The sequence below is a fragment of the Paenibacillus sp. J22R3 genome, from assembly GCF_056269305.1.
Genome location: NZ_JBWDNS010000001.1, coordinates 1,174,004 through 1,199,723, shown reverse-complemented (window position 1 = coordinate 1,199,723; position 25,720 = coordinate 1,174,004). Strand labels below are relative to the sequence as shown.

General features: G+C 50.9%; 15 protein-coding genes. All 15 read left to right on the top strand.

The annotated features are described in order from the left end of the window. Position 1 precedes the first annotated feature (1 nt). The 15 genes from AC0YN4_RS05350 to AC0YN4_RS05280 all read left to right on the top strand — a co-directional run bounded on the left by AC0YN4_RS05350 (position 2) and on the right by AC0YN4_RS05280 (position 25,712). Positions 2-880, top strand: a complete 879-nt coding sequence (locus AC0YN4_RS05350; RefSeq protein WP_090976105.1) for a carbohydrate ABC transporter permease — start codon at positions 2-4, stop codon at positions 878-880. Positions 881-953: 73 nt separating this feature from the next. Then, entirely contained in the window at positions 954-2,711 is a 1,758-nt protein-coding gene (locus tag AC0YN4_RS05345; protein ID WP_475835355.1) for an extracellular solute-binding protein, read from the top strand. A gap of 97 nt (positions 2,712-2,808) precedes the next feature. Beyond that, on the top strand, positions 2,809-5,298 hold the full coding sequence (locus AC0YN4_RS05340) for a glycoside hydrolase family 2 protein (protein WP_475835354.1): 2,490 nt from the start codon (positions 2,809-2,811) through the stop codon (positions 5,296-5,298). 546 nt (positions 5,299-5,844) lie between these two features. Beyond that, positions 5,845-10,476, top strand: coding sequence for a fibronectin type III domain-containing protein (locus AC0YN4_RS05335; protein ID WP_475835353.1), 4,632 nt, complete (start codon positions 5,845-5,847; stop codon positions 10,474-10,476). Between the two features lie 141 nt (positions 10,477-10,617). Further along, complete coding sequence (locus tag AC0YN4_RS05330) at positions 10,618-13,521, top strand: beta-galactosidase (protein ID WP_475835352.1); 2,904 nt, start codon at positions 10,618-10,620, stop codon at positions 13,519-13,521. Positions 13,522-13,528: 7 nt separating this feature from the next. Next, the gene (locus AC0YN4_RS05325) at positions 13,529-15,508 is read left to right on the top strand and encodes a right-handed parallel beta-helix repeat-containing protein (protein WP_475835351.1); all 1,980 of its coding nucleotides are present in this window, start codon (positions 13,529-13,531) and stop codon (positions 15,506-15,508) included. Then, entirely contained in the window at positions 15,505-16,812 is a 1,308-nt protein-coding gene (locus AC0YN4_RS05320) for an alpha-L-fucosidase (protein WP_475835350.1), read from the top strand. The genes AC0YN4_RS05325 and AC0YN4_RS05320 overlap by 4 nt, the downstream gene beginning before the upstream one ends. Before the next feature lie 136 nt (positions 16,813-16,948). Further along, entirely contained in the window at positions 16,949-17,506 is a 558-nt protein-coding gene (locus tag AC0YN4_RS05315) for a QcrA and Rieske domain-containing protein (RefSeq protein WP_475779702.1), read from the top strand. An 80-nt stretch (positions 17,507-17,586) separates the two neighbouring features. Then, complete coding sequence (locus AC0YN4_RS05310) at positions 17,587-18,483, top strand: proline iminopeptidase-family hydrolase (protein WP_475835349.1); 897 nt, start codon at positions 17,587-17,589, stop codon at positions 18,481-18,483. Then, on the top strand, positions 18,473-19,285 hold the full coding sequence (locus AC0YN4_RS05305) for an AAC(3) family N-acetyltransferase (RefSeq protein WP_475779704.1): 813 nt from the start codon (positions 18,473-18,475) through the stop codon (positions 19,283-19,285). Before AC0YN4_RS05310 ends, AC0YN4_RS05305 begins: the two co-directional genes overlap by 11 nt. A 262-nt stretch (positions 19,286-19,547) precedes the next feature. Further along, complete coding sequence (locus tag AC0YN4_RS05300) at positions 19,548-21,335, top strand: AAA family ATPase (RefSeq protein WP_475779705.1); 1,788 nt, start codon at positions 19,548-19,550, stop codon at positions 21,333-21,335. Positions 21,336-21,569: 234 nt separating this feature from the next. After that, the gene (locus tag AC0YN4_RS05295; RefSeq protein WP_475835348.1) at positions 21,570-22,385 is read left to right on the top strand and encodes a GNAT family N-acetyltransferase; all 816 of its coding nucleotides are present in this window, start codon (positions 21,570-21,572) and stop codon (positions 22,383-22,385) included. A 165-nt stretch (positions 22,386-22,550) separates the two neighbouring features. Beyond that, complete coding sequence (locus AC0YN4_RS05290; RefSeq protein ID WP_475835347.1) at positions 22,551-23,633, top strand: tetratricopeptide repeat-containing glycosyltransferase family 2 protein; 1,083 nt, start codon at positions 22,551-22,553, stop codon at positions 23,631-23,633. 19 nt (positions 23,634-23,652) lie between these two features. Further along, positions 23,653-24,360 (top strand): glycosyltransferase family 2 protein, encoded by a 708-nt coding sequence (locus AC0YN4_RS05285; RefSeq protein WP_475835346.1) that lies wholly within the window; start codon positions 23,653-23,655, stop codon positions 24,358-24,360. A 14-nt stretch (positions 24,361-24,374) separates the two neighbouring features. After that, on the top strand, positions 24,375-25,712 hold the full coding sequence (locus tag AC0YN4_RS05280; RefSeq protein WP_475835345.1) for a hypothetical protein: 1,338 nt from the start codon (positions 24,375-24,377) through the stop codon (positions 25,710-25,712). Positions 25,713-25,720 lie beyond the last annotated feature (8 nt).

Sequence of the window (25,720 nt, the reverse complement as noted above, 5' to 3'; positions counted from 1 at the left end):
TATGAAAAATGATTCCTCGCTTGTGTTCGATGTGTTCAACTACACGGTACAGATTCTATTCACGATCATGTGCATTTATCCGTTCTACTATATCTTAATCTACTCCTTTAGTGAGCCACAGGAAGCGCTGAAAGGGGTGCTGCTGATACCTAGAGGGTTCACATTCGTCAACTATACAACAATCTTTAAGCTAGACGACATGCTGCACTCCTTCTTCATCTCCGTACTTCGTACGGTCATTGGAACCGCGCTCACGATAGCCTGTTGTTCGTGGTTTGCTTATGCCGTAACGAAGAACGAGCTGTATCTGCGCAAATATATCTACCGGTTCCTGGTCATCACAATGTACTTCAACGCCGGTCTGATTCCGTGGTATATCACGATGAAGGAGCTGGGGCTGAAAAACAACTTCCTGCTCTACATTCTGCCAGGTGCTGTTGTCGCTTATTATGTTGTGCTGCTGAAGACGTTCATCGAACAGCTTCCGCAAGCGCTGGAAGAGTCCGCAATGATCGACGGCGCCGGACATTTTAAAATCTTCACAAATGTCATCTTCCCGCTCTCCATGCCGATTGTCGCTACTATTGCCGTCTTCGCTTCGGTGGGGCAGTGGAACACCTGGTATGACAATTATTTTCTCGTATCGAGCGATAGACTGCAGACGCTGCAGTTGATCCTATACAACTATTTGACGGATGCGCAGCGTATCGTGGCAAGCAGCAGCATGCAGGATTTAAACCGAGGCATAGCCTCCAAAATATCGCCGGATTCGATTCGAATCACCATTACGATGGTGGTTACCCTGCCCGTGATGCTCGTATATCCGTTCCTGCAGCGTTTTTTTGTCAAAGGACTCATGCTTGGCGCTATCAAAGGCTAGTAAGTCCATAGCGTTGGATGTAATAGCTCATTAGAAGCTATCATCATAGAACATAATTTCAGGAGGTCATGGTATGAAGGTAAAGAAAGCACGAGGCAAAGCAGCTCTCATGCTTGCCGCAATGCTGGTTGTATTGTCAGGCTGCGGCGGCAATTCAGGTAACAATGCCAATAATACGGCTTCGACGAACACACCTGCAACGACAGAAACAGAGAACACCACTGCAGAAGCTGCGAACAACGCCGCAGCGACAGATGAGACTGCTGCCAATGCTCCGGCCGAGAACGCCAAAGCACCTATTACGTTTAAAGTACAAGTAAACAGCACGACTAAGGATTTTGAGAGCACCGAGGTATACGCCGAAATTACGAAGCAAACAGGCGTCACGATGGATCTTGAAACTTTCGATGAAGAGAAGTTTAAGGTTGAATTGGCAGGCGGCGATTTGCCGGATATCATTCAAGTGAAGAACATCAATACCTCATACTTGAAGCAGCTGATTGAGGGCAACAATATCATTCCACTTGATGATTTGGTTGCGTCGAACGGCCCGGATATTCAGAAGCCGCTCTTCGAGAAAAGCTTGGCGTACAGCAAGAAGTTCTGGAGTAACGACACAGGCAAGCTGTATGTGATTCCGGTTCAAATCGGCCAAAAGGGATGGGGCTTCGAGCAGGGGACCGGCTTCGTCGTCCGTTGGGATTATTACAAAGAGCTCGGCTTCCCGCAAGTGAAGAGCATTGATGATATGGTAAACGTGCTGGCAGACATGGTTGCCAAGCATCCGAAAACAGCAGACGGCAAGAAAGTATACGGTACTTCGCTTTGGAACGATTGGGGCACTTGGGGCTTAACCAGCATGGGCATGCTGACCGGCTCCGGCGATCCGATTGTAAATGACTACACGGATCTGGAGAAAAGCGGTGTCTGGGCAAATGCGGAGTTCCTGTATAAATCGAAGCAAAAAGGGATTCTCGATCCGGATGCGTTCACAGCCAAATACGAGGACCTTGTAACGAAGGCTTCCCAGGGCACGCTTCTGAACGCGATTGCGACATGGCCGTTCCAAAACGCGAATGCAGAATTGCTCAAAGAAGGACCTGACAAAGGCTTTGTTACCCTTCCGCTCGACTGGGGCTTCGCATGGGCAGCCGGAACTACGGTTGCAGGATGGGGCGACCGCGCATGGGCGATTACATCTAACTGTAAAGATCCTGCGCGTGCAATGGATTTGATTAACTACCTGTCCTCAGAGCAAGGCTCCCGTCTAATCGAGAGCGGCATTCAAAGCGTTCACTGGGATATGGTTGACGGCAAACCGCAAATGAAGCCTGAGATTGTTGAACTTTCCAAAGCCGGCGGCGATCCTTGGAAGAAAACAGGCATTAACATGATGGCGAACCAACAAGGTCTTTCCGACGATACGATGCTTAGCGATGGCGGTCCTGTAAATCTGTTCAATACGCCTGAAGTGTTCACAACGAAGATGAATTCATTGCAAAAAGACTACGCCGACCACTTTGGAGTTCCATATCCAGCGGCTGCTTACTCTAAGTATGAGGATGCAGGATCGGTCAAAACACTTAATGTCATGCCGCAAGACGAGCAGGCTGCAATGGCACCGCTGACGGATGATATGAAACGGATTCAAACGAAGCTGGATGACTTAATTACGAAAGGCATTCCGGATATCGTCTTGCATGCGAAGAACGAAGAAGATTATAAAGCAAGACAGCAGAAGCTGATTGATAAGCTGAACGATGCAGGCGCAGAGGAGTTTTACCAATGGCGTCTCAAAGCGTTTGACGAAGCGAAAGCGAAATTCGAATAAGCGGCTAATGTTTAGTTCATAGAAACAGCGCCGGACTGTTGAGAGGATTCAACTTGTCCGGCGCTTGTTTTTTTGCCGTTTAGAAAGGGAGACGAACATGGGCATTGGCAGACAGGAACTGAATGGGGCATGGAAGCTGCGGGGAGCAGACGGACAGCGAGGCGCAGTGAAGACGCATCACCTATTCGAAACGGATGCAGCGAAGTGGATGGACGCAACCGTCCCTGGCGAAGTCCATCTGGAGTTAATGAAGCAAGGACTGATTGAGGAACCGACAGAAGGACTGAATGCCTTGTCTGCTCGGTGGGTCGAAGAGAACCTGTGGAGCTACAGAAGAAGCTTCACCGCTACGGATGAAGCCATCGAGAATCATGCTTGGTTGATTTTCGAAGGGCTGGATTATCATGCGAAGATTTATCTCAACGAGGAGCTGATTGGCGAACACGCCAATTTCTATCGCCCTTGTAAGGTTTCTGTGTCCGGCAAGCTGCGCAAGGAGAATCTGCTCGTCATCGTACTCGACAGCGGATTGCATTTGGCTGGGAACAAGTCCATCGAAGGCTACTACGAGAATTCACAGGATCATGAGCTCCATAAGCGGATCTGGCTTCGTAAGCCGCAAAGCTCATTCGGTTGGGATTGGTCAACTCGCCTCGTGAATGTCGGTATTCATAAGCCTATTGCGCTTGAATGGGCGACGAGTGTCCGGCTGGATGACGTCGTTATTCTGTCTCAGGTGAGTGAAACGATGGATGAAGCGGTCGTGACTGTTCGTGCATTCGTTGAAGGGTGCGGGGAACATCCTGTTTCTGGTAAATTAACGGTTCAAATCGGCGAGGATACGAGTGCCGTTCAGTCGTTTGACTATACAATCGAACCCGGCATGCAGCGGCTCGAAGCGAAATGCACGGTAACGCAGCCGAAGCTGTGGTGGCCGGCGGGTCAAGGGGAGCCGCATCTCCTTGAAGTGGCAGTGGAGCTGCTCGTGGATGGTGAGGTCGCCGGTTGCCGCTCGAAGCGAATCGGGCTGCGCAAGCTGCGGATTAACCAAGATCCGCATCCGACCGGCGGCAGTTACTTCTATCTTGAAGTTAACGATCGTCCGGTGTTCGCGAAAGGTGCGAATGCCATTCCGCCGGATATGATTTTCTATCGTGCGGATCGTGCTCGTTATGAGGGGCTAATCAGTCGCGCGCTCGAAGCCAACTTTAATTTCCTGCGGGTCTGGGGCGGCGGCATCTATGAGACGGATGATTTCTATGAACTGTGTGATGAACATGGCATCATGGTCTGGCAAGATTTTGTATTCGCCTGCGCGGATTATCCGGTGACAGATGCGTCATTCATGAGCAATGTAAAGCAGGAGGCTATTCATAATGTTCGGCGGCTTGCGCATCATCCGAGTCTTGTGATGTACTGCGGCAACAATGAGAACGAATGGCACACCTTCTACCGGGAGGAAGGCATTATTTATCCGGACTATGCCCTCTATCATCATATTCTTCCGCGTATCGTGCAGGAGGAGGCCCCCGGTCGGTATTATCAGCCGAGCAGCCCATTCTCGCCGGATCATCAGTATCCGAATGCGAATGATCGCGGCGATCAGCATCCATGGGCGGTTGGTTTTGAAAATAACGACTTCCGCGATTATCGCGAGATGATCTGCCGCTTCCCGAATGAAGGCGGCGTTCTGGGCACGACCAGTTTGCCTGCCACCGAAGCTTGCCTGCCTGAGAGCGGACGCTACGTGCAATCCTATGCGTGGCAGCAGCATGACAATGCGGTTGACTCGTGGTTTGCGCTCTCGGCACCGGATAAGCAAATCAGCGACTGGACTGGACTTGATCCGCGGGCGATGTCCATCGAGCAATACGTCTATTACGGAGGCTTGATTCAAGGGGAGGGCTTGCGGGAGTATATCGATAATTTCCGTCGGCGCATGTTCGACTGCGCATCGGCGATCTTCTGGATGTTCAATGATTGTTGGCCGGCGACGCGCAGCTGGACAATCGTCGATTATTATTTGAACCGGACCCCGGCGTTCTACCCGGTGAAGCGGGCTTTCCAGCCGCTTTCGGTCGTGGCAGCCAAAGAAGGGCAGACGGTTCGTGTATTCGGAATCAATGAGACCGATCAAACCTGGGTGGGGCAGCTGCAGGTTGGTTTGTTCCGATTCTCCGGCGATTATGTGATGGATGAACATCGGACTGTGGAATTGCCGCCGAATACATCGGTTTGTGTGATGCAATTCAGCGATGCGCAGTGGGAGGAAGCAGGTATTTCCGATACGGCTGCTTTCGCAAGACTGCTGAATGAGCAGGGGGAGACAGTGGCGCGGAATCGGTTGATTTTACCTCGGTTTGTGGAGATGAAATGGAGTAAACCTCGGATTGAAGTGTCTAGAGAGGATTCATTCGCGGTGTTCCGAAGCGACGTGTTTGCGTGGGGTGTATGTATCGATTTGGACGGAACCGAGCCGCTGTCCGATAACTTCTTCGACGTTTGGCCGGGGATGGCTCATCGGATTCCATGGCCGGAGGGTCGAGCGCTGCCGGTTGTGCAGTTTGTAGGGAACTTGGTTGAATAACTTGGTGTGGGGCGGCAGTGCGCGAATGGAGCGTATTGCCGCCTTTTCTGCGTGGTGACAATCGGCTCCAAACCGTATGCTAACCGCCAAATGAAGTCACCACACACGGTTCGTCAGCGGTTCCCGCGAGAATCAAAACGAAACGTGGGGGAGTTTATAGGCTGGATTGCTGGGTTCAGAAGATCTAACGAACCGAGGGGAGTTTATAGGCCGGATTGCTGGGTTCAGATAATCTAACGAACCTTAGGTGCGGTAAATGGCTGCCGTGGTTCAATTCAACTGTCCAAAAACAGTAGAAATCTTCATTTCACCAACCAGCGCTGAAACGCTATACTTTATCTGTATAAGAAAGCGCTTTCAATTTGAGTTGTCGAACGACGATAATCACTTCATAAAGTCGACGATACTCGCTTCTTTATACGTCCTTCATAGCTTCTTAAGTCATAGGAGGTAGGTAGCTTCAAGTGTAGGCATCGGCTCGGCTGATTTCAAGTCCGCCATCTGAGGGGTTTGAGATACAATTTTTTAGGAGGAAGGGTGTAATTGATGAAGAGAAGGTTGATCTCATATCTTCTGATTGCGGCTTTGCTGTTGACCGGTTATGTTACGGCAGCCCCGCAGAAGGTATCCGCAGCAGGCAACACGTACTATGTCGATGGCGTGAATGGCAACGACACAACCGGAACAGGCAGCACGGGCAGTCCGTGGAAAACGATCAGCAAAGCGGCAAGCATCATGACAGCAGGTGATACAGCCAAGATCCGTACCGGCGTCTATCGCGAAACGGTCAAACCGACGAATTCGGGCACACCGGGCAATGAAATTACGTTCCAGCCCGATACCGGAGCAGATGTCACGATCAGCGGCGCGAATCTCGTAACCGGCTCGTGGTCGGTTCACTCCGGTAGTATTTATAAGGCAAGTGCCTCGCTGCCGATGGGCGACTACCTGGATTCGGTGTACGTCGATGGGATAGCCAACAACTTGGCTCGATCCCCGAACACAGCCGTCGGCAACCTGTACGACCCAGCCCTCTATCAGTATAACAACACCTCAAACCGTGGACTGCTCGTCGATTCCACCAATCTGACACAAGCTGCGGGCTATTGGGATAACGCTTCTGTCTTCGTGGAGGATTCCGGCGAATGGAACTTCAGTAACGCGCTGGCAACCACTTATACTCCTGGCAATCTGAATCTCAAAACCTCGCAAAATGCATACAGCCTTAAATTTTCCACCTATGATAATACACTCAAACTGCTTGGCGTAGGCGGGGCCGTATTAGGCTCCTACAATGTCACAATTGCTCAGAACACCACTTACAACCTGAAGGTTACGACCTCCGGAAGCTCCATTAATGTCTATCTGAATAATGGAGCATCGCCAGTCATCACAGCGACGGATACGAATTTGAAGGAAGGAAGCTTCGGCTTAGGCGTGGAATCGAGCAGTTCATCGACTGCAGCGAAGGCGGAGTTTACAAATGTTAACGCAACCATTACAAGTCAAGATCCGAATCAAGCGACTGGCCGGGAGGCAGCGTCTTTCACCAGTAACATCAAAGGCTGGTACGCACCGGAAGCTTCCGGCTACTGGAAGCCAAGCGGAGCTACATTGTTTGGCTACACGCAGCCTCAAACTTCAGGAACAACCGCGTGGTATGAGTCCACAACCACGGCCAAAGATTTCATCTACTCTGCAGATGTGAAGCTGACAAGTGCGGGTACGGCATATCTCGTGTTCCGCAAGGAAATGCCTCCCGGCAGCGTAATCGATTTGTCCAACTGGGGATATGGAGCAGCGGAATATTTTATCATGGGCAAGCTTGCCGCGCTCGATTATCCGGGGGAATGGAATTATGACAGAACAGCCGGTCAGCTGTACTTGCGCACAACGGCCAGCAACAGCCCGGCATCCCATACGGTAGAGTATAAAGCGAGGAATTTGGCTTTCGACCTGACGGGCAAATCCAATATCGTCATCAAGAACGTGAAGCTGTTCGCAGCGGCTATTGATACGACAGACGGTTCGAACAATGTCATCGACGGCATCAATGCCAAATACGTATCGGAGTTCAACCGCGCCATTACCTATTCGGCAGGTGTCTGTCTTTGCGGAACGAACAATACGTTGAAGAATAGCGAGCTGCAATATTCATCCGGTGCTATCGTGACAATCGAGGGCGATAGCAACAAGCTCATTAATAACTCGATCCATGACGGAACGTATGGTCCGATCGTCTTTAACTCTGTCGTCGATATTACCGGCAGAGGCCACCTGATCAGCCATAATACGGTTTACAATTCAGGAAGATCGCTTATTGGCGGTGAATTCTTCGCTACGGTTATCCAATATAACGATTTTCATCACGGGAACTATTTTGCCAAGGATACCGCGATGCTGTATACGGCCCATAATGATCTCGGGAACTCCGAGATTCATCATAATTACTGGCATGATTCCGTCAGCCGTGCGAATGCGGATGCCAATGGTTCGGGAGGATGGACCGGCGGGATCTACTTGGATGAATCATCGGCCAACGCCTTAATCTATAAGAACGTGACATGGAATTTGTCCTGGGTCGGCGTTATCGTCAATCATCTCTCCGACTATGTCATGGTCTATAACAACACGACGCATAACTTCTCCGGTATCCGGATTTCGGAACCGACTTACGGCATTGATGCTTACAAGGATCGGATTGCCAACAACATAGCGCTGCAAGAGTTCGGCACGGGCGCTTCCGCCATTGGAGCGGTTTTCAGCAACAATATGACTTCCGGTTCACCGCTATACGTGAATACGGCGACGAATAATTTCCAGCTGCAATCTGGTTCAGGCGCCAAAGATATAGGGCTTGCGATCAGAGGAATCACGGATGGATATACCGGTACTGCACCGGATGCGGGGGCTTATGAATACGGCGGCACAGCCTGGACGGCCGGCGTCAATTTTGCCAGTCCGCCAAGTCCTGTCTATCAGCTTGCGGACACGGATTACAAGAATCTGGTCGTAAACGGCAGCTTAGATATGAATCGGATGCATCATCCGGTGATGGATAGTTTATATGGCTGGACAAAGACAAATTCACAGACTGCGCAGCCTGCCTATGATTATTCCGGAGGCAAGGTATCGAGTAGATTCAGCTATGAGACCGGTGCCAGCTTGGGTTCGGGGGCGGATGGAATCGAGCAGACGATTACGGGCTTGACGCCAAATACGACCTATGAGCTTTCAGGATATCTGCGGGCCGGAACATCTGGGCAAACCGTCCGACTAGGCGTCAAGAATTACGGCGGCAGCGACACCTACCAAGAGAACACCACGACAGCGTGGGTGAATAAGACGTTTACCTTTACAACCGGTGCCGCTAATACGAGTGCGACGATTTATGGGCTTAAGCCTACAACCGGCGGTTATGCTTTCGTCGACGATGTCATGCTGTCCGCGACGACTGCGCTATCGGGCAGCGACACGACCGCTCCTAGTGCGCCAACGAGCCTGGCTGTAGCATCAGTTACCGATACTACCGCATCGCTGACGTGGACGGCATCCACGGATAATGTAGGTGTAACGGGATACCGAGTTTACCGTAACGGCGCGCAAGTGGGCACGCCAACCGGAACCAGCTTCACGGATAGTGGATTATCGGCAAGCACGACCTATACGTATACGGTAAAAGCCATCGATGCCGCAACCAATTTATCAGCGGCCAGCAACTCGGTTTCTGCTACAACTTCTGCCAGCGGTTCCAGCGGCTATTCGGAAAATTTCGAAAGCACGACAATCGGGCAAGTACCTGCCGGCTGGACGATCAACGCTACAGGCGGTGCGGTGTCCGTTCAACAAGTCGCGGACGGAGCCAATACAACGAATCGCGCCTTGACTTTAACGCAATCGGCAGGGAGCTATGGCGTGGCGGATGTCAGCGCCACAAAGTCTTTCACAGCCGCGACAGGAACCGTAACGATTGATACGCGGATGAAGGCGAATCAGACGAACGCTCTCACTGCCAGCCCCGTCTTGATGAACAGCAGCGGAACTCCGATCGTGCAGCTCGGCTTCCGAGATAACGGGAAATTCGCTTACGTTAGTTCAAGCATGGCATGGACAGACACGACGATGACGTACGCGGCGAATCAATGGTACGACGTTCATATCGTGGTGAATCTGCCCGCGGGAACGTACAGTCTGACGATTAACGGCACGTCTGTATTAACGAATGTGCCTGTAATGGCTTCATCCAGTAATCTGTCGTCAATTAATTTCTCATCTAACATGTGGTATACGGGAACGGTTTCTTACGATAATATCCAAGTCGGTACCGGCGGCGGGTCCGGCGATACACAAGCGCCGACAGCTCCAACCGGATTGACCGCAGCTTCGGTGACTGCAACAACCGCTTCGCTCACGTGGACGGCATCGACCGATAATGTTGGCGTGACCGGCTACAAGGTTTACCGAAATGGCGTCGAAGTGGGCACCGCTTCCGGTACCAGCTATACGGACAGCGGATTGACGGCGAATACAACCTACACGTATACGGTCAAAGCGTACGATGCCGCAACCAATCTGTCAGCGGCCAGCGGTTCGGTAAATGCCAAAACAAACATCTTCTCGGAGTTCTTTGATGCCACAACGATTGGGCAAATGCCTGCCGGGTGGACGGTTGCCACTTCCGGCGGCGCAGCATCGGTACAGCAGGTTGCTGACGGAGCGAATACGACGAATCGTGCGTTAACCTTGACGCAATCGAACTACGGGGTCGCGGATGTCAGCGCCGTGAAGACGTTCACCTCCACGTCGGGAACGGTCACGATCGATACGCGGATGAAAGCGAATCAAACCAATGCGCTCCTCTCCGGCCCGATCCTGTTGAATAGCAGCGGAACACCGATCGTGCAGTTCGCCTTCCGCGAGAACGGGAAGTTCGGCTATGTCAGTTCAAGCATCGCTTGGACGGATACAACGATGACCTATGCGGCGAACCAATGGTACGATGTTCGTCTCGTCGTGAATTTAACTGGAGGAACGTTTAATCTGTCGATCAACGGAACGTCTGTACTAACGAATGTGCCTACAATGGCAGCAGCAACCAGCGTTTCACAGCTTTCTTTTGTCTCCAACATGTGGTATTCCGGCGTGGCTTCTTTCGATAAAATTCAGATCTCGCAGTAACGATAGGGAGAGCGGTTAGTGCATTCGTGCGCTAGCCGCTTTTTCGATAGAGTTGCGGGGAATTCGTCCAAAAATCGTAGATTACTTCATATTTGGTCCTGCCTCCGGCTCGTATACTCGAAAGTGTGAGAGTGGGATTCCATGACTATTGAAGATAGAGGTGTAGGGATGAAGCTGACGTATGACGGCAAATCATTTATGAAGGACGGCGAGCGGATCTGGGTTATAGGCGGTGAAATCCATTATTTCCGTCATCCTCGAAGGGAATGGAGAGAGGTATTACTACGGGCCAAGCGTGCCGGGTTGAATACGATATGCACGTATGTGGCATGGAATTTTCATGAAGAGAAGGAAGGTCAGGTGGATTTCGCGGGCGATAAGGATCTTGCCGCATACATTGACCTCATTGGGGAGCTGGGCATGTATGCCATGCTGCGGCCCGGTCCATATATTTGCAGTGAATGGGATGGCGGCGGAATACCGGCATGGCTGTGCGCGAATCCGGTTCTGCGGTTCCGCGAGGACGATCCTGTCTATATGGCTGCCGTTGAAAGCTGGTTCGATCAGCTCATTCCGATCATTAGCGAACGCCAGATTACGCGTGGCGGTCCTGTCATTACCATTCAGAACGAGAATGAATATCCGGGCGGCTGGGATGAATCCATGCGTCGTTATCTCTACAAGATAAATGAAATCTACTATGGACATGGCATCAATATTCCGATTCTGGCCTGTAATGTACATGGCGCCACCCCAACAACCGTTAAAATCAATGATTCCACGGAAGCAGCCGATCAGCTAATCGATGAAAGTATGATTCTGACTTACAACCATCATGTTGAGGTTGAGCCGGTGTACGACCTAAAGAGCAAGCAGCCGAACGCGCCATTGATTACGACCGAGTTCTGGTGCGGTGCTCCGATTTATTGGGGCAATCAAGTCAGCGACTGGCCGAATCGGCTCGATCTGGCACGAGCGGTGTATGAGTATACGTCATCTGCCACTCAGGTTTGTTATTACATGTTCGAGGGCGGAACGAACTTCGGGTTCTGGGGCGGTAACAACATTGCTACCTCGTATGCCTCCGGCTACCCAGTAGGAGAAGGCGGGAAGCTGACGGACAAATATTATGCGGTGCGGCCGGCTAATTTGTTTATCGCGCATTTCAGCGAATACATCATGGATAGCATGGAGCTTCAGGATCGCGGCGGTATGACAAGCGAGGAAGGCGTGCGACTAATTGTTCGCGAGAGCGAGAAAGGCTCGCTTGCGTTTGTGTCGACAGCTGATGCGAGGCGCGAGCTTCTGGTTACGACCAAAGCCGGGAAGCAGCTGAACATTCATCTTGGGGAGGTCGCTGCCGCGGTTCTTCCGGTGGAGCTGCAGCTGTTTGGAACTACCGGTGGCGTAACGATTAATTACAGCAGTCTATGCCTGCTGGCTTGCAATGAATCGAGGAAAACCATTCTATTGTACGGTCCGGCTGGGACAGATGGTGTAATAAGCGTGAACGGGATCGAGTACGACTTGTCCGTAAAACGGCGGAAGGTACAGCATACGGCAATAGACGGCATTACGATCATCGTTGTTGATGAAGAAATGGCCAGAAAATGCTGGATCGTCGAAGATCAGATTGTCTTCGGACCCGATTATGCAGCTGAGCTGCAGCAGGATGGTTCGTTAGATATTCGGGTAAGTGACGGAACGCCGGAGGTGGTTTATCTCGATGCGAACGGAATGCCGGTTAGTCGCAATTTCCAACATAAAGCCCTGCAAATCACCTTGCCAGAGCTTCATTCGTGGCAAATAGCGCCTTGTCCTGAACTGCATACAAGGGGAGAAGCAGCCGGTTGGACTGCACTCGATAAGCCTCGATCCCATGAGGATTTAGGTGTCGTTCAAGGGTATCTCTGGTACAGTGCAGAGCTGGAGTGGGACACAGACGGCGTGGAGACCATGCTGCTCAGTCATACGCCAACCCGAGCAACGGTATTCGTGAATGGTCAACTATGCGGCGTTCATGCCGAGCGCCGGTCTGTGCGCATGAGAGACGAATACGGTCATCCTGCGGATTGGGCGTTCGAAGAAATTACGGTAACGCTGAAGAGGGGGGTAAACCGATTCGTCTTCTTGTCCGATGATCTCGGTCACAATTACGACGTGCCCATTGCAGTCGGTATTCAAGGGCCGGTGGTTGTTGGATCGCGCAGGGTTCAGATCGAGACATTCCGTGAAGTGAGCCCGCAGCCGATGTCCGCACAAGCCTTCCATTTCTTATATAACCGCTTCTATCGCGAACAAGAGCCGCTTCCGGCAATTGAATTCGACCTTTCACTTCAGTCCGATCAGCAAGCTTTCATTATGATTCATGGCGTGAAGGCATGGGTGACGGTGAATGGCGAGGAAGTACTGCCATTATCTTATCCGGACTCGCCGTGGACGATGTTTTCCCAAATCAAGCGCTGGATCACGTGGCAGATTCCCGTGCCATCGGAAGTCGGCGGCAGCCTCAAAGTCCGGATACATTACGCGGAGAATGTGCCAGATGCCGTGAAGGAGAATTTGGCTGTCTATGTGGCGCCTCAATCAGGTCAACTATCCAACTGGCAGTGGAAGCCTTGGGAGGAAAGCGGGGACTTCTCGGCTTCGCAGCTCATGAACGGGCAGGCCAAGGAAGAAGAAGGACTTGTCGTGCTGCTTCCGGTCGGTAACAGGGTTGCTCGGAAAGGCCGGGCATTGAAACCGGCCTATCTGCAAACGCAATTCAAGCTGCCGGAAGGGGATCGACCCGTTTACCTTCAGATTGGGGAGCTGCAGAAAGGACAAATTTTCTTAAACGGACATAATGTCGGCCGGTTGTGGGCTTATGGCGGCACGCAGGATCGTTATTATTTACCAAGGAGCTGGATGAAGGCGGATAATGAGCTGATTATCTTCGAGGAGCTCGGGTTAAATCCGCAGAACACGTCGCTGGTGTTTGGCGAAGCTGGCGACTGGAGCAGCGTAAAGCTGCAATTCGAGCAGTTAGAAGCGCACAAGGGGTGAATTCGGAGTGACCATTGACTCTATTTATGTGGCAACGAATGGGCTGGACTCCAATCCCGGTACGGAGGCGCGGCCGGTAGCTACGCTTGGCGAAGCGCTGAATCGCACTAGGGCAAAGAAGTTCGATGAAGCAGCAACAGCAGCTGCTGCAAAACGCATTGTCGTTCGCGGCGGACATTATTACGACGTCAGCTTGTCGCTTACTAACGAAGATGCGGGACTTCAACTTGTCGCCTATCCGGAGGAGAGCCCGATTCTGTTCGGCGGTGCTCCAGTGACATCCTGGCAGCGGGAAGGAGATTGGCTCACGACACCGCTTGCCGGCGTGCATAATCGGGAGTTGGATTTCCGCCTCATTGAAGTGGATGGAAGTTACCGACAGCGCTCGCGACTGCCGGAGCAGGGTGCATTCCGTCATTTGAACGAGTTTAAAGTAGAATGGCTGTCGACCTTCGCCGGTGGTTGGAAGCGACCGCCGAGGGAGGACGAAATGATGTCATTGCGCGTGAAACGAGAGGATGTCTCAGACTGGCTCGATACGCGTAATGCAGAACTGACCATTTATCATGAATGGGATGAGTCGCTTGTCGGTGTTGCGAGTATTCGGTCCGAAGGCGATGAAACTGACATTCAGTTCTTAGCTGCGCCGGGTCATCCGCCGGGTGCGTTCTACGAACGTAATGCCAACGCAAGAACCTATGTGGTTTGGAATGTGCGCGAGGGCTTGAAGCAGCCGGGACAATGGTACTTAGATCGATCGAACGAGAAGCTAGTCTACTGGCCGCTGCCCGGTGAGGAGGCGGATCGCATCCAGCTGATTGTCCCTTCGAAGGAGCATATCCTCTATCTGGAACCAGGAACTCAAGATGTTCGCTTGGAAGGACTAACCTTCGCTTGTGCGGCAACGCCGTTATCGGCAGGAGGCTTTGGGGCAATCTCCGTGAGCGCCGCCATCCACGGCGAAGAAGTGCAGAAGATCGTATTCGATCGTGTAACCGTGCGGAATACAGGCGGATGGGCGTTCAATCTTAGCGGTAAAGAGATTCACCTGAACGAGTGCCACATTCATCACACCGGAGCGGGAGGCATCAAGTGGAAAGGTGAAGGGGTTCGACTGGAGCGATCAAGGATTCATGATATCGGGCTTACTTATCAGAGTTCAATCGCCGTTAATAGCGACGGAACGAATCATACCCTTGTCCATAACGAGATCTACAATACGCCTTATAGCGGGATCGCCAGCAGCAGTCCGAATACGGTGATCAGCGGCAATTTGCTGTATAACACGATGCAATTTATGAAAGACGGCTCAGCCATATATATCTGTTGGTACAGCGATCATGTGACAGTTAGCGGAAATGCGGTTTTTGCAGCGTATAACGCCTCGGAGAAGGTTCGTAGATATGCCTATTACTTAGATGAGAAATGTACGAATTGTTCCGTGCAAGACAATTTGGCCGTTAATCTCGGTGTGCCTATGCTCAGTCATATGACGCGAGATTGCAGCTTCGAGAACAATATTTTTATGGATCAAGGGCTGCAGGTGGTATCGGTATTAAATTCGTCCGGCACAAGGTTCGAACGGAATATTCTCATGGCTGACGCGATCGAAATTCATTCCCCGCAGGGGAATCCGGAAGGTTTAATCTCGGAGGAATATGACTCGCATCCCTATATGAGCACGTTCTCCACGTCGGATGGGATCGTTTCCTTCCGGAACAATATGTTGTTCAGTCGGAATCAATCGAGACGTTTCAAGCGGTTTTTTCATTATAAGGCGATCCATGAACATGAGCTGAAGGAGATTGAAGGTAACGCGTTTGCTGACCCCTTGTTAACAGGAGCCGATGCTGGCGAGTATTCGTTCGATGCGGATTCTGTGGTTTGGTCACGCGGCATACGGCCGTTATCGTTCGTTCATGTAGGCTGTGATGGACGATTTACGGAGATATTTGATCATTTTAATAATGCTGACCATAGATCATGACGAGAGGACGAATGGAAATGACAAGCAACGCGGCACCACATATGAAATGGTTTATGGACGATCGCTTCGGCCTGTTTATCCACTGGGGACTCTACGCGATTCCGGCGCGCGGCGAGTGGGTGCGCAGTTTGGAGAAACTGTCTGTAGCCGATTACGAGCCGTTCTTCGAAGAATTTAACCCAGTTAAATATAATCCGAAAGCATGGGCCAAAGCTGCAAAAGCAGCAGGGATGAAGTACGCGGTTATGACGGCAAAGCACCATGACGGCTTCTGCTTGTTCGACAGTAAGCTGACAGAATACAAAGCTGCCCATACTCCGGCAGGCAGAGATCTGATCCGCGAATATATTGAAGCATTCCGTGAAGAGGGGCTGCGCGTAGGGCTCTATTATTCCATTATCGATTGGCATCATGAAGATTATCCGCACTTTGGGGACAAAATTCATCCGATGCGCGATCACGAAGACTATCGGAATCATCGGATTGAATTCGACCGTTATCTGACATACATGCACGGACAAGTGAAGGAATTGCTTACGAATTACGGGACGATTGATGTGATGTGGTTCGACTTCTCCTACGATGACATGACCGGCGAGAAATGGAAAGCTACAGAGCTCGTGCGGATGATGCGCAGCCTGCAGCCGGACATCGTAATCGATAATCGGCTTGGCGGCGATAAGAAATCGGCCGAACCTGAAGTGTATGCAGGCGATTTTATGAGTCCGGAACAGCTGCTCCCGCCGGAAGGCGTCGTGAATGAAGCCGGCGAACCGCTGCCTTGGGAAGCGTGCATTACGTTGAATGATCACTGGGGGTATTGCGCGGGGGACAACAACTACAAATCGCCTAAGACCGTCATTCGCGGGCTGGTCGAATGCGTAAGTAAAGGCGGCAACCTGCTGCTTAATGTCGGTCCGAATGCCAAAGGCGAAATTCCGCGGCAATCCCTAGAAATTCTGGCCGAAGTCGGCCAATGGATGGATGACAATGGCGCCAGCCTGTATGGCTGCGGGCCTGCCAAGCTGGAGAAGCCCGAATGGGGCCGCTATACGCAGAATGGCAACTACCTGTATGCGCATATTTATGATCGTGGCATGGGACCGATTAACTTCCGTGGCTTGAATGGCAAAATCAAGCGCGCACGCCTGCTCGCAGACGGCACGGAGATCAAAGTAGAAACGCCTTGGAATGCTTGGGAATATCCGCATGATGCATTCATTAGCTTCACCGGTGCCTCGCTCCCGGACGAAGTGAATACGGTCGTAGAGCTGGAATTATGGGAGAACGTCTTAGATAATTAATTGCATTAATCATTCCATGGACAGGATTAGCGTTTGAGAATCGGTTCGAGCAATAGGGGCCGATACTTACATCGTAATCCTGTTCTTCTTTTTCATAGATGTGTGGGGTATTATGGAAGAAGTGGAGGTGATTGTTATGGACGAGATCAGACCTAATCAAATATCGCGCAGAGCATTTATCGGCACTACAGGCAAGCTCGCCATTGGAGTCGTTGGCGCACTGGCAGGAACGAGCGGCTTGTTCTATTACGGAGCGATTAAGCACCGTGGGAATGGTAATGAAGGTTTGCCGCAGAGCTATGCGCTGCTCGGTGATCATAATTGGTTAATGTCATTAAATGACGTGGTGAAAATCAATTACAGCGCCATCTACGACGATGCTTGGAACTCCAAGCCGGTGAACGGAGTTGTCTATGTTGCAATTGATGATCAAGGCATGCTGCGGATCATGTCGCCTGCCTGCTCGCATCTCGGGTGTACGATTGAGCCGGCTACAGCTGCGCAGATCAATGCGGCGAAGGACAAATCGACGTACTTTAATTGTCCCTGTCATGGTGCACAATTCGATCGATTCGGAAATGCTACCTTTGCCGTAACAAGAGGCCTTGATTTATATGAACCGATCCTCTCCGGCGGCAACGTATATATGGATATTATGAAACCGATTGTGCAGCAAGACGCTCAGCGGACTTAATATCATGTAGTTGCAGTGTTGCAGAATTCCTCTTCAATCAGGTAGGATCTAATAGATGTGAGATGTAGGAGGAAATCATTGTGATCACGAAAGAAGGATATATTGAAGTACCCGGTGGGAAAGTCTGGTATGTGCAAGTAGGCAATACGGGTAAAACACCGCTCTTAGTGCTCCATGGCGGGCCCGGAAATGTACATGATCCCTTAAAATCGGCGTTAAGTGCGTTAGCGGATGAGCGTCCGGTTATTTTCTATGATCAGCTGGGCTCCGGTAATTCGGATCATCCTGAGGACCCGTCATTATGGCATACCGATCGGTTCGTAGAAGAGCTTGCTTGCATTCGCGAAGCGCTCCATCTGGATGATGTGCATGTACTTGGGCATTCCTGGGGTACGATGCTGGCATCCTCTTATTGTATAGAGCGGAGACCGACAGGAATCCGAAGCTTGATATTGTCCAGCCCTTGCTTGAGCGCGCTTCGTTGGAAACAAGATGCGGACCGTTTGCTTGCACAGCTGCCGGAAGAAATGCGGCAAGCTATTGAAGCGCATGAGGCGGAAGGGACAACTGATTCCGAAGCCTATGGGGAAGCCATTAAAGCCTATTACAATCGGCATGTATGCAGACTTGATCCTTGGCCGGACATTATGGCGGAGAGCAGACCGAAAGGGAACAAAGAAGTCTATCTGTCCATGTGGGGACCATCCGAATTTTGTCCGACCGGCAGCTTGAAGACCTACGATGTCACGGCACAGCTGCATGAAATCAATGCGCCGACATTGTTCCTTTGCGGCCGATACGATGAAGCGACTCCGGAGGCAACGCAGTATTATCAATCTCTCGTCCCGGGAGCGAAGCTGCATGTATTCGAGGAAAGCTCGCATATGGGCTATTTGGAAGAAACGGATGCCTACTTGCAAGTGGTTCGTCAATTTATTCGCGATGTAGAAGAAGAAGAAGGCAGTCATGGTCATTAATGAATCGGAGCTTCCGCTGACTCGGACGTCCATCGCTGCAGCGATGAGACAATTAGGCGTACAACCGGGAATGACGTTACTCCTTCACTCCTCGCTGAAATCATTTAACCGCTGGATTGTCGGCGGCGCTGAAGCTGTCTTACTGGGATTAGAGGATGCCATCGGCGAAGAAGGTACGCTGGTTATGCCGACGCATAGCAGTGATTTATCCGATCCTGCGTTATGGGCCAATCCCCCGGTACCGCAGGATTGGTGGCCTATCATAAGGAATGAAATGCCTGCATTCTCGCCGGATCTTACGGTAACAAGCGGGATGGGCCAGCTGGCAGAATGCTTCCGCAAACAGAATGGAACGCTCCGCAGCCGGCATCCGCAAGTTTCTTTCGCCGCGCGAGGGCCGAAGGCAGCGTTTATTACGGAAGGACATTCGCTCGAATTCGGCCTTGGCGAACACTCTCCGCTTGGCAAACTCTATGCATGCGAAGCATTCGTGCTGCTGCTTGGGGTAGGCCATGGCAATAATACTTCGCTTCATTTAAGCGAGTACCGGTCAAGCTATCCGGGCAAGAGCGAAATTACGCAAGGAGCACCGATTCAAGTGGAAGGCACCAGAGAATGGGTGACATTCCGGGATATTAACGTCAATTCGGATGACTTCACTGAGCTAGGCGCAGCGTTCGAAGCACATGCCGGCCTCTCTATGAAGTCGGCTCTCCTGGGAGAAGCTGAGGTGAAACTGATGTCGCAGCGCGAGCTTGTTGATTTCGGTATACACTGGCTTGTTAGCTTCCGGAAACAGTAGCCAAGTCTACGAGGATACGAACCGCATAAACCCCCTATCCATAAGCGGATAGGGGGTTTTGTATATATGTCAATATTAGCTTATTTTAGCGTTCCCGTTCTATTTGGAGATGTGAGGTTTTCTAGTATTTCATTTATATTACAGATGCTTGCAAGGGACTTTCTTCTCTCGATCCCACGCATATTTTCAAATATTACTAAGTAAAAATGAGTATCGCAATAAATACGAGCGAGCACATTTCGTGTGAAAAGGAAGTGTAGCCATGAGGAGTTATCAGTGGATCAAGTGGCGCAAATTCCTCATAAGGCTCACCGTCATCGTCATCATTGGCGTGTTGGTGTGGTCAGGAGGGCCCCAAGTATGGGGGATTACACTGAGCATAGTCAGTCTCCTATTCCAGCTGTTATTTGCCATGATGTTCATGATTATTCAATTCGCAGCACTGTTCTGGTTTCTCGCGAGGGGGCGAACGTATTGGATTCTGCCCGGTGAGACCGGTGCCACCTGGGATGATTACAGGGGGAATCCCGAAATCGTAGAGAATGCAAAGCGGATTGTAATCCTGCTCAAAGGGGTTAAAGAGTTCAAGGAGATGGGAGGAGAGGCGATCCGGGGATTCTTGCTATGCGGGCCTCCGGGTACAGGTAAATCCTACTTGGCACAAGTTATTGCGAATGAAGCTCAGGTTCCCTTCGCCTACGCGTCAGCGCCGAGCTTCCAGAATATGTTCTTTGGGGTCGGTAACCTCAAAGTCATGCGCATTTACAAGAAGGCTAGGAAGCTTGCCAAAATGTACGGCGCCTGTATTATCTTCATCGACGAAATTGACGCCATCGGTATGAAACGCCAAGGTGGCGCAGGTGCAATGGGCGGGATGATGGGGATGGGCGGCGGTTCAGGCCTGCTTAATGAGCTGCTCCTTCAGATGGATCCGCCGAATATCGATAATACGAGAATTGCGAAGATGATGCGTATGCTCGGGCTGCGCCGCAAGAAAGCGGATCGACCGGCCGTGCTTACGGTCGCCGCGACGAACTTGCCGGATGTGCTCGACTCCGCACTGCTGAGGCCGGGGCGGTTCGACAGACAGCTATGGATCGATACGCCGGATTATGACGGCCGTGTGGACGTCTTCCAATACTATCTCAAGAAAGTAAAGCATGATTCCTCCCTGACGCCGGAGAAGGCCGCATTGGATACGATCGGTTACAGCCCGGCTCAAATTAAGCATATCGTCAATGAAGCTGTCGTCATCGCTCATCAGCGCGGTGTCTTTGTCGCCGAATATCCGGATTTCCGCGTTGCCATGGAGACGTATGAGTGGGGACTTAAACAGCCGCTGCGATCCATGCGTCCCGATGAGAAACGAAACGTGGCTTACCATGAGGCGGGTCATGCGGTTGCCCAGTATTTGTTGAAGCCGCATGATCGGGTATGGAAAGTAACGATCGTTCGGCGCGGCAATGCGCTCGGTCTTGCTGCCACCAAGCCGACGCACGAGCGGTATAATCGAAGCGACAGTGAAATCTTGGCGAGTATTCAAGTCTGTTTGGCTGCCAGGGCGGTTGAAGAGCTGTTCTTAGGCAAGAAGCTAAATGGCGTCACTTCCGATTTGCAGCAGGCTACGAATATGGCAGGTGCCTATCTCGGAGCGGTTGGTATGGGCGATGAGTTGTTCAGCTTCCTGGCTGTCGGTTCGCAAGCGGATGCGCTTAGATCCCTGCGACCGAAAATCAACGAGCTGCTCAAGGATATGATGAATCAGGTGAAGAAGCTCGTATCGGACCATACTGATTTTGTGCATGCAATCGCGGAGCAGCTGCTGAGTCAAGAAGATCTGACCGGCGAGGAGATCGAGCAAATCTATATCCGTCTATACGATCAGGACAGACCGGATCCTTCAACTATTCGGACGATCATATTCGACCAGCCGTCTAAGAATAAAGAAGTAGAGGCACCTGTGGAATCCGAAGACGAAGACGAATTGGCCCAAGAAGAGAAGGAAGCTACAGACGAGGACGACGATACGGAGAAACCGGAAGAGTCTTAAGTGTTACGTAGTTGTGACGAAATCGCGAGAACCCAAACAAGCAACAGCTGCTCAGAAGCAGCTGTTGCTTGTTTGGTGTTGTGTTGTCAGGAAAGAGAAGCGAAAACGACAAAGGAAAATCCAGATTCAAGCACGAATGTAAATAGTAGGTGAAGCAAACAGGAAGTTCGGTGTTCTGACAGATAGGAAGCTGCGCGCAGTACCGCAACATTAATCTCGTCAAGGAGGTCAAACATGTTTGTGCGATGGGGTCAACATCATAACGATTTAGAGACAATACCGTTTATTCACGATGAAGTCCGGTACAATCTGCTTCATCGGATTACAGAGATAAAAGATTCCATATGTATTCGATCCGATAATGGTCAGCTGCTGTTTGCGCAATCGCCGGGACAGAACGGTTGGTTATGGATGGCAAGGTCGCTGGCAGGGGATGAGGAGAAGCGGATGCTTCAAGAGCTGGTTAATCATCTGGATGGCCATTCGCTGCCAGGCATATCCGGTGCTCCGCAGACGGCGTATCCTTTTGCCGTGGAATATTCAAGGGCGAACAACTTGCGTCACTCGACTCAAATGACGATGGAGGCTTATCATTGTCCTCAGGTGAACAAGCCCTCGAATGTGAGAGGGGATGCGAGTGTCGCGACGCTGCAAGATGTTGAAGTGATTGCGCAATATCTGGCCGGATTCTCGGAGGACGCACACGGAAGAACAGTCGATCCGGAGAGCCAGCTGGAGTCAGCTCGGGGGTTGGTTGCTTCGCGCAAGCTGTATTTGTGGCGCGTTGATGGTGAAGCGGTTTCTATGGCTAATATAGCTCATCGTTCGCGGAGACACGGTCGTATTAACGCTGTATTCACGCCGCTGCGGCTGCGGAAGAAAGGTTACGCAAGTGCGGTTGTTGCTGCCGTCACCGAGCAGTTATTACAGGAGAATTTAACTCCGATGCTGTATGCCGATTTACGTAATCCCAGCGCTAACAAGGTATATCGAAACATCGGCTTCATGCCAAACGGCCAAATTTCGGATATCGGATTCAGTCCGAACTAAATATATGGTTTGCAATAAGGCATCTCGATCCTAGTAAAGGATGGTCGAGGTGTCTTTTAATATGTCCATACGATCGCCCTTGCAACTGCCGGGAGAGAAGCATAGATATAAGAAAGGATTGAAGAAGCTACCTTGGCTGATTAAAGGGGGAAGCAGCGCGGACATATGGTTACGATAAGCCTTTGCATGATCGTGCGTGACGAAGAGTTGGCATTGGAACGATGCCTATTAACCATTCATGATATTGTCGATGAGATTAACATCATTGATACCGGATCCATTGACCGTACGAAACAAATTGCACGGAAGTATACGGACAATATTTATGATTTTGGTTGGATAGATGACTTCGCTGCTGCGCGCAACTTCGCCTTTCAGACAGCAACGAAGGATTATATATTATGGCTGGATGCCGATGACACCATCGAAGAAGAAGATCGGATCCGCTTTAAGCTTCTGAAGCAAGCACTTACGACCGCTGTTGACAGAGTGACGATGCCCTACAATCTTGGATTTGATCATGCAGGCAACGTAACGTCCAGTTTAAGGCGCAATCGACTTGTCCGAAGGGAATGCCAATTTCAGTGGATTGGACCTGTTCATGAGTATTTGAATGCTTGGGGGCCGGTACTGGATAGTGATGTTTGTATCACGCATAAGAAAGAGAAAACATACACCGATCGGAATCTGCAAATCTATCAGAAGCGTCAGAAGGCCGGCGAGGATTTCTCCATTCGCGATTTGTATTACTATGCCAATGAGCTTCGTGACCATCGCATGGATGCAGAGGCCGTCGTTTATTATGACAAGATGCTAAGTTCCGGCCAAGGATGGATAGAAGACAACATCCAGGCATGCCTCAAGATGTCGGAATGTTATCAACGACTGGCAAACAAGGAACTGCAGTTCCATTCCCTCACTCGCGCGCTCCTATACGAACGTCCACGACCCGATGTGTCCTGTGCACTTGGAGCTTATTTTCTCGAGGAGAAACAATACGAAACCGCGATCTTCTGGTACCGCCAAGCAACGGAAGTCACTCAGCCCGCGACGATGGGAATGGTGAACAACGCAACCTCGACTTGGTTCCCGCATCTGCAGCTCTGTTTGTGTTATGACAGGCTAGGGCAGTATGAGGCTGCATTTGCTCATAATGAGACTGCGCTGCGTTACAATCCGTCACATCCGAGTTTATTGTATAATCGCGATTATTTTAAGGATGTTCGCAAGCTCGGCGGGACGTCTTAAGCGAAGGAGGTAGTGGCAAATGACAGATAGACTGGGGAGGATAACACTCTCTATGGTTGTGCGAAACGAAGCAGGACGTTATCTTCGCAGAGCGCTCTTGCAGCATCGTGAGTTTATAGATGCAGCCGTCATTATCGATGACTGCAGCGACGATGAGACCGTTGCGATTTGTATGGAAATGCTGGCGGGCTTACCGCTCAGAATTGTGAGCAACCAACGTTCGGAGTTTAGCAACGAGATCGAGCTTCGCAAACAGCAATGGCAAGAAACGGTGGCTACGAATCCAGAGTGGATTCTTAATCTGGACGCCGATGAAATCTTCGAAACGAATATGCGTGATTATGTGCCGGCCATGGTGAATCAGCATGTGGTCGATACGTTTGGGTTCCGCTTATACGATATGTGGAGTGAAACTCATTACAGGGAAGACAGCTGCTGGCAGGCTCACCTCTTCTATCGTCCGTTCCTGGTTCGATATCGGCCGGACATCGATTACAGATGGAAGGAAACACCGCAGCACTGTGGCCGCTTCCCTCTCAATGTACTCGAATTTCCTTTCGGCATCCACGAAGCGAGGTTGAAGCATTACGGCTGGGCGACTCCGGAAGATCGACAAAACAAATACAATAGATATATGCAGCTTGATCCCGATGCCCGTTATGGGTGGAGAGAGCAATATGATTCCATTCTCGACCAGGCACCTCCGCTTAAGGAATGGACGGATTAAGGAGAGTGACTTTGTTGAGCAAGAAGCGCGTGCTGATCGCAAGTCCCGTCAATCAGGTCAGGATTATCTTGGAACCCTTCTTGGAATCGTTGATGACACTTGCGAAGAGCGAACTCATCGTTTCGTATTTGTTTATCGACGATAACCAGGATCCGGCCTCCGGCCTCCTCTTGCAGCAGTTTCAACAGACGGCAGGGAACACCGAGCTTCTGCGTTACTCGAATCTCACTTTCCCGGACGCCCGAGTTCATTTCTATCATAAGGACGAGAATACCCATTATTGGAAAGAAGATTTGATTTGGAAGGTCGCAGACATGAAGGACTATATGATCCGAAAGGCGATCGAGCAACAGTTCGATTACATCTTCCTGATCGATTCCGATCTCGTCCTGCATCCCGGCACGTTGGAACAGCTTGTCCTGGCACAGCGGGATGTGATCTCCAATGTCTTCTGGACGAAGTGGGATCGAAGCGGGATGGAGCTTCCTCAGGTGTGGTTGTCGGATGAATACATCCTTTACGATAAGAAGCGAGAGGAACATTTGCTGCCAACCGAAATTACGGCCCGCACGCAGCAGTTTATAGAGCGACTTTGGGTACCTGGTGTATATGAGGTAGGTGGTTTGGGCGCATGCACGTTGATCAGTCGGCATGCTCTTAGCGCGGGGCTTCGATTTGCCAAAATACCTAATCTGAATTTCTGGGGCGAAGATCGACATTTCTGTATTCGGGCAGCAGCCATGGGCTTTCCTTTGTATGTAGATACTCATTATCCGGCGTATCACATCTATCGAGAGGCGAATTTGACTGGATTGGAAGCTTTTGCGGCAAATGGGTATCGAACGATGCGCGACCGATTAGGGAATGCGCATTGGCTGCAGCAGCAAGAATGTTATGATCTGGCTTGCGTGCAATATGAGGCTTATTTGGATGAGAAGCTCGGATTACCCGAGCAGATGCTCGGCGCGGCCAAGAGCCTTGCAGCTTGCTGGGAGAAATTAGGGGAAACCGATAATCAAGTTAAGACGCTGCGCCGTGCGCTTGAATTAGGAGGACTTCCGCAGCCAGACTGTTATTGCCAGCTCGGAGCCGTACATGTGGAACGGAAGGAATGGCAGCAAGCGATCGAGGCTTACACGGCTGCCGCGAACATGAGCGACAAAGATATGCCGTTTGAACTATGGAACACGTATTGCACATGGCTCCCTCATTTGCAGCTTAGTTTATGCTATGACCGTCTGGGGTTGCTGGAGGCTGGAAACCGACACAATGAAATTGCTTATTCCTATCATCCGGATCATCCTGCTATCCTGTACAATAAAGCTTACTTTACAGAGGTGTTGAAGAGTTAGAATGGCAA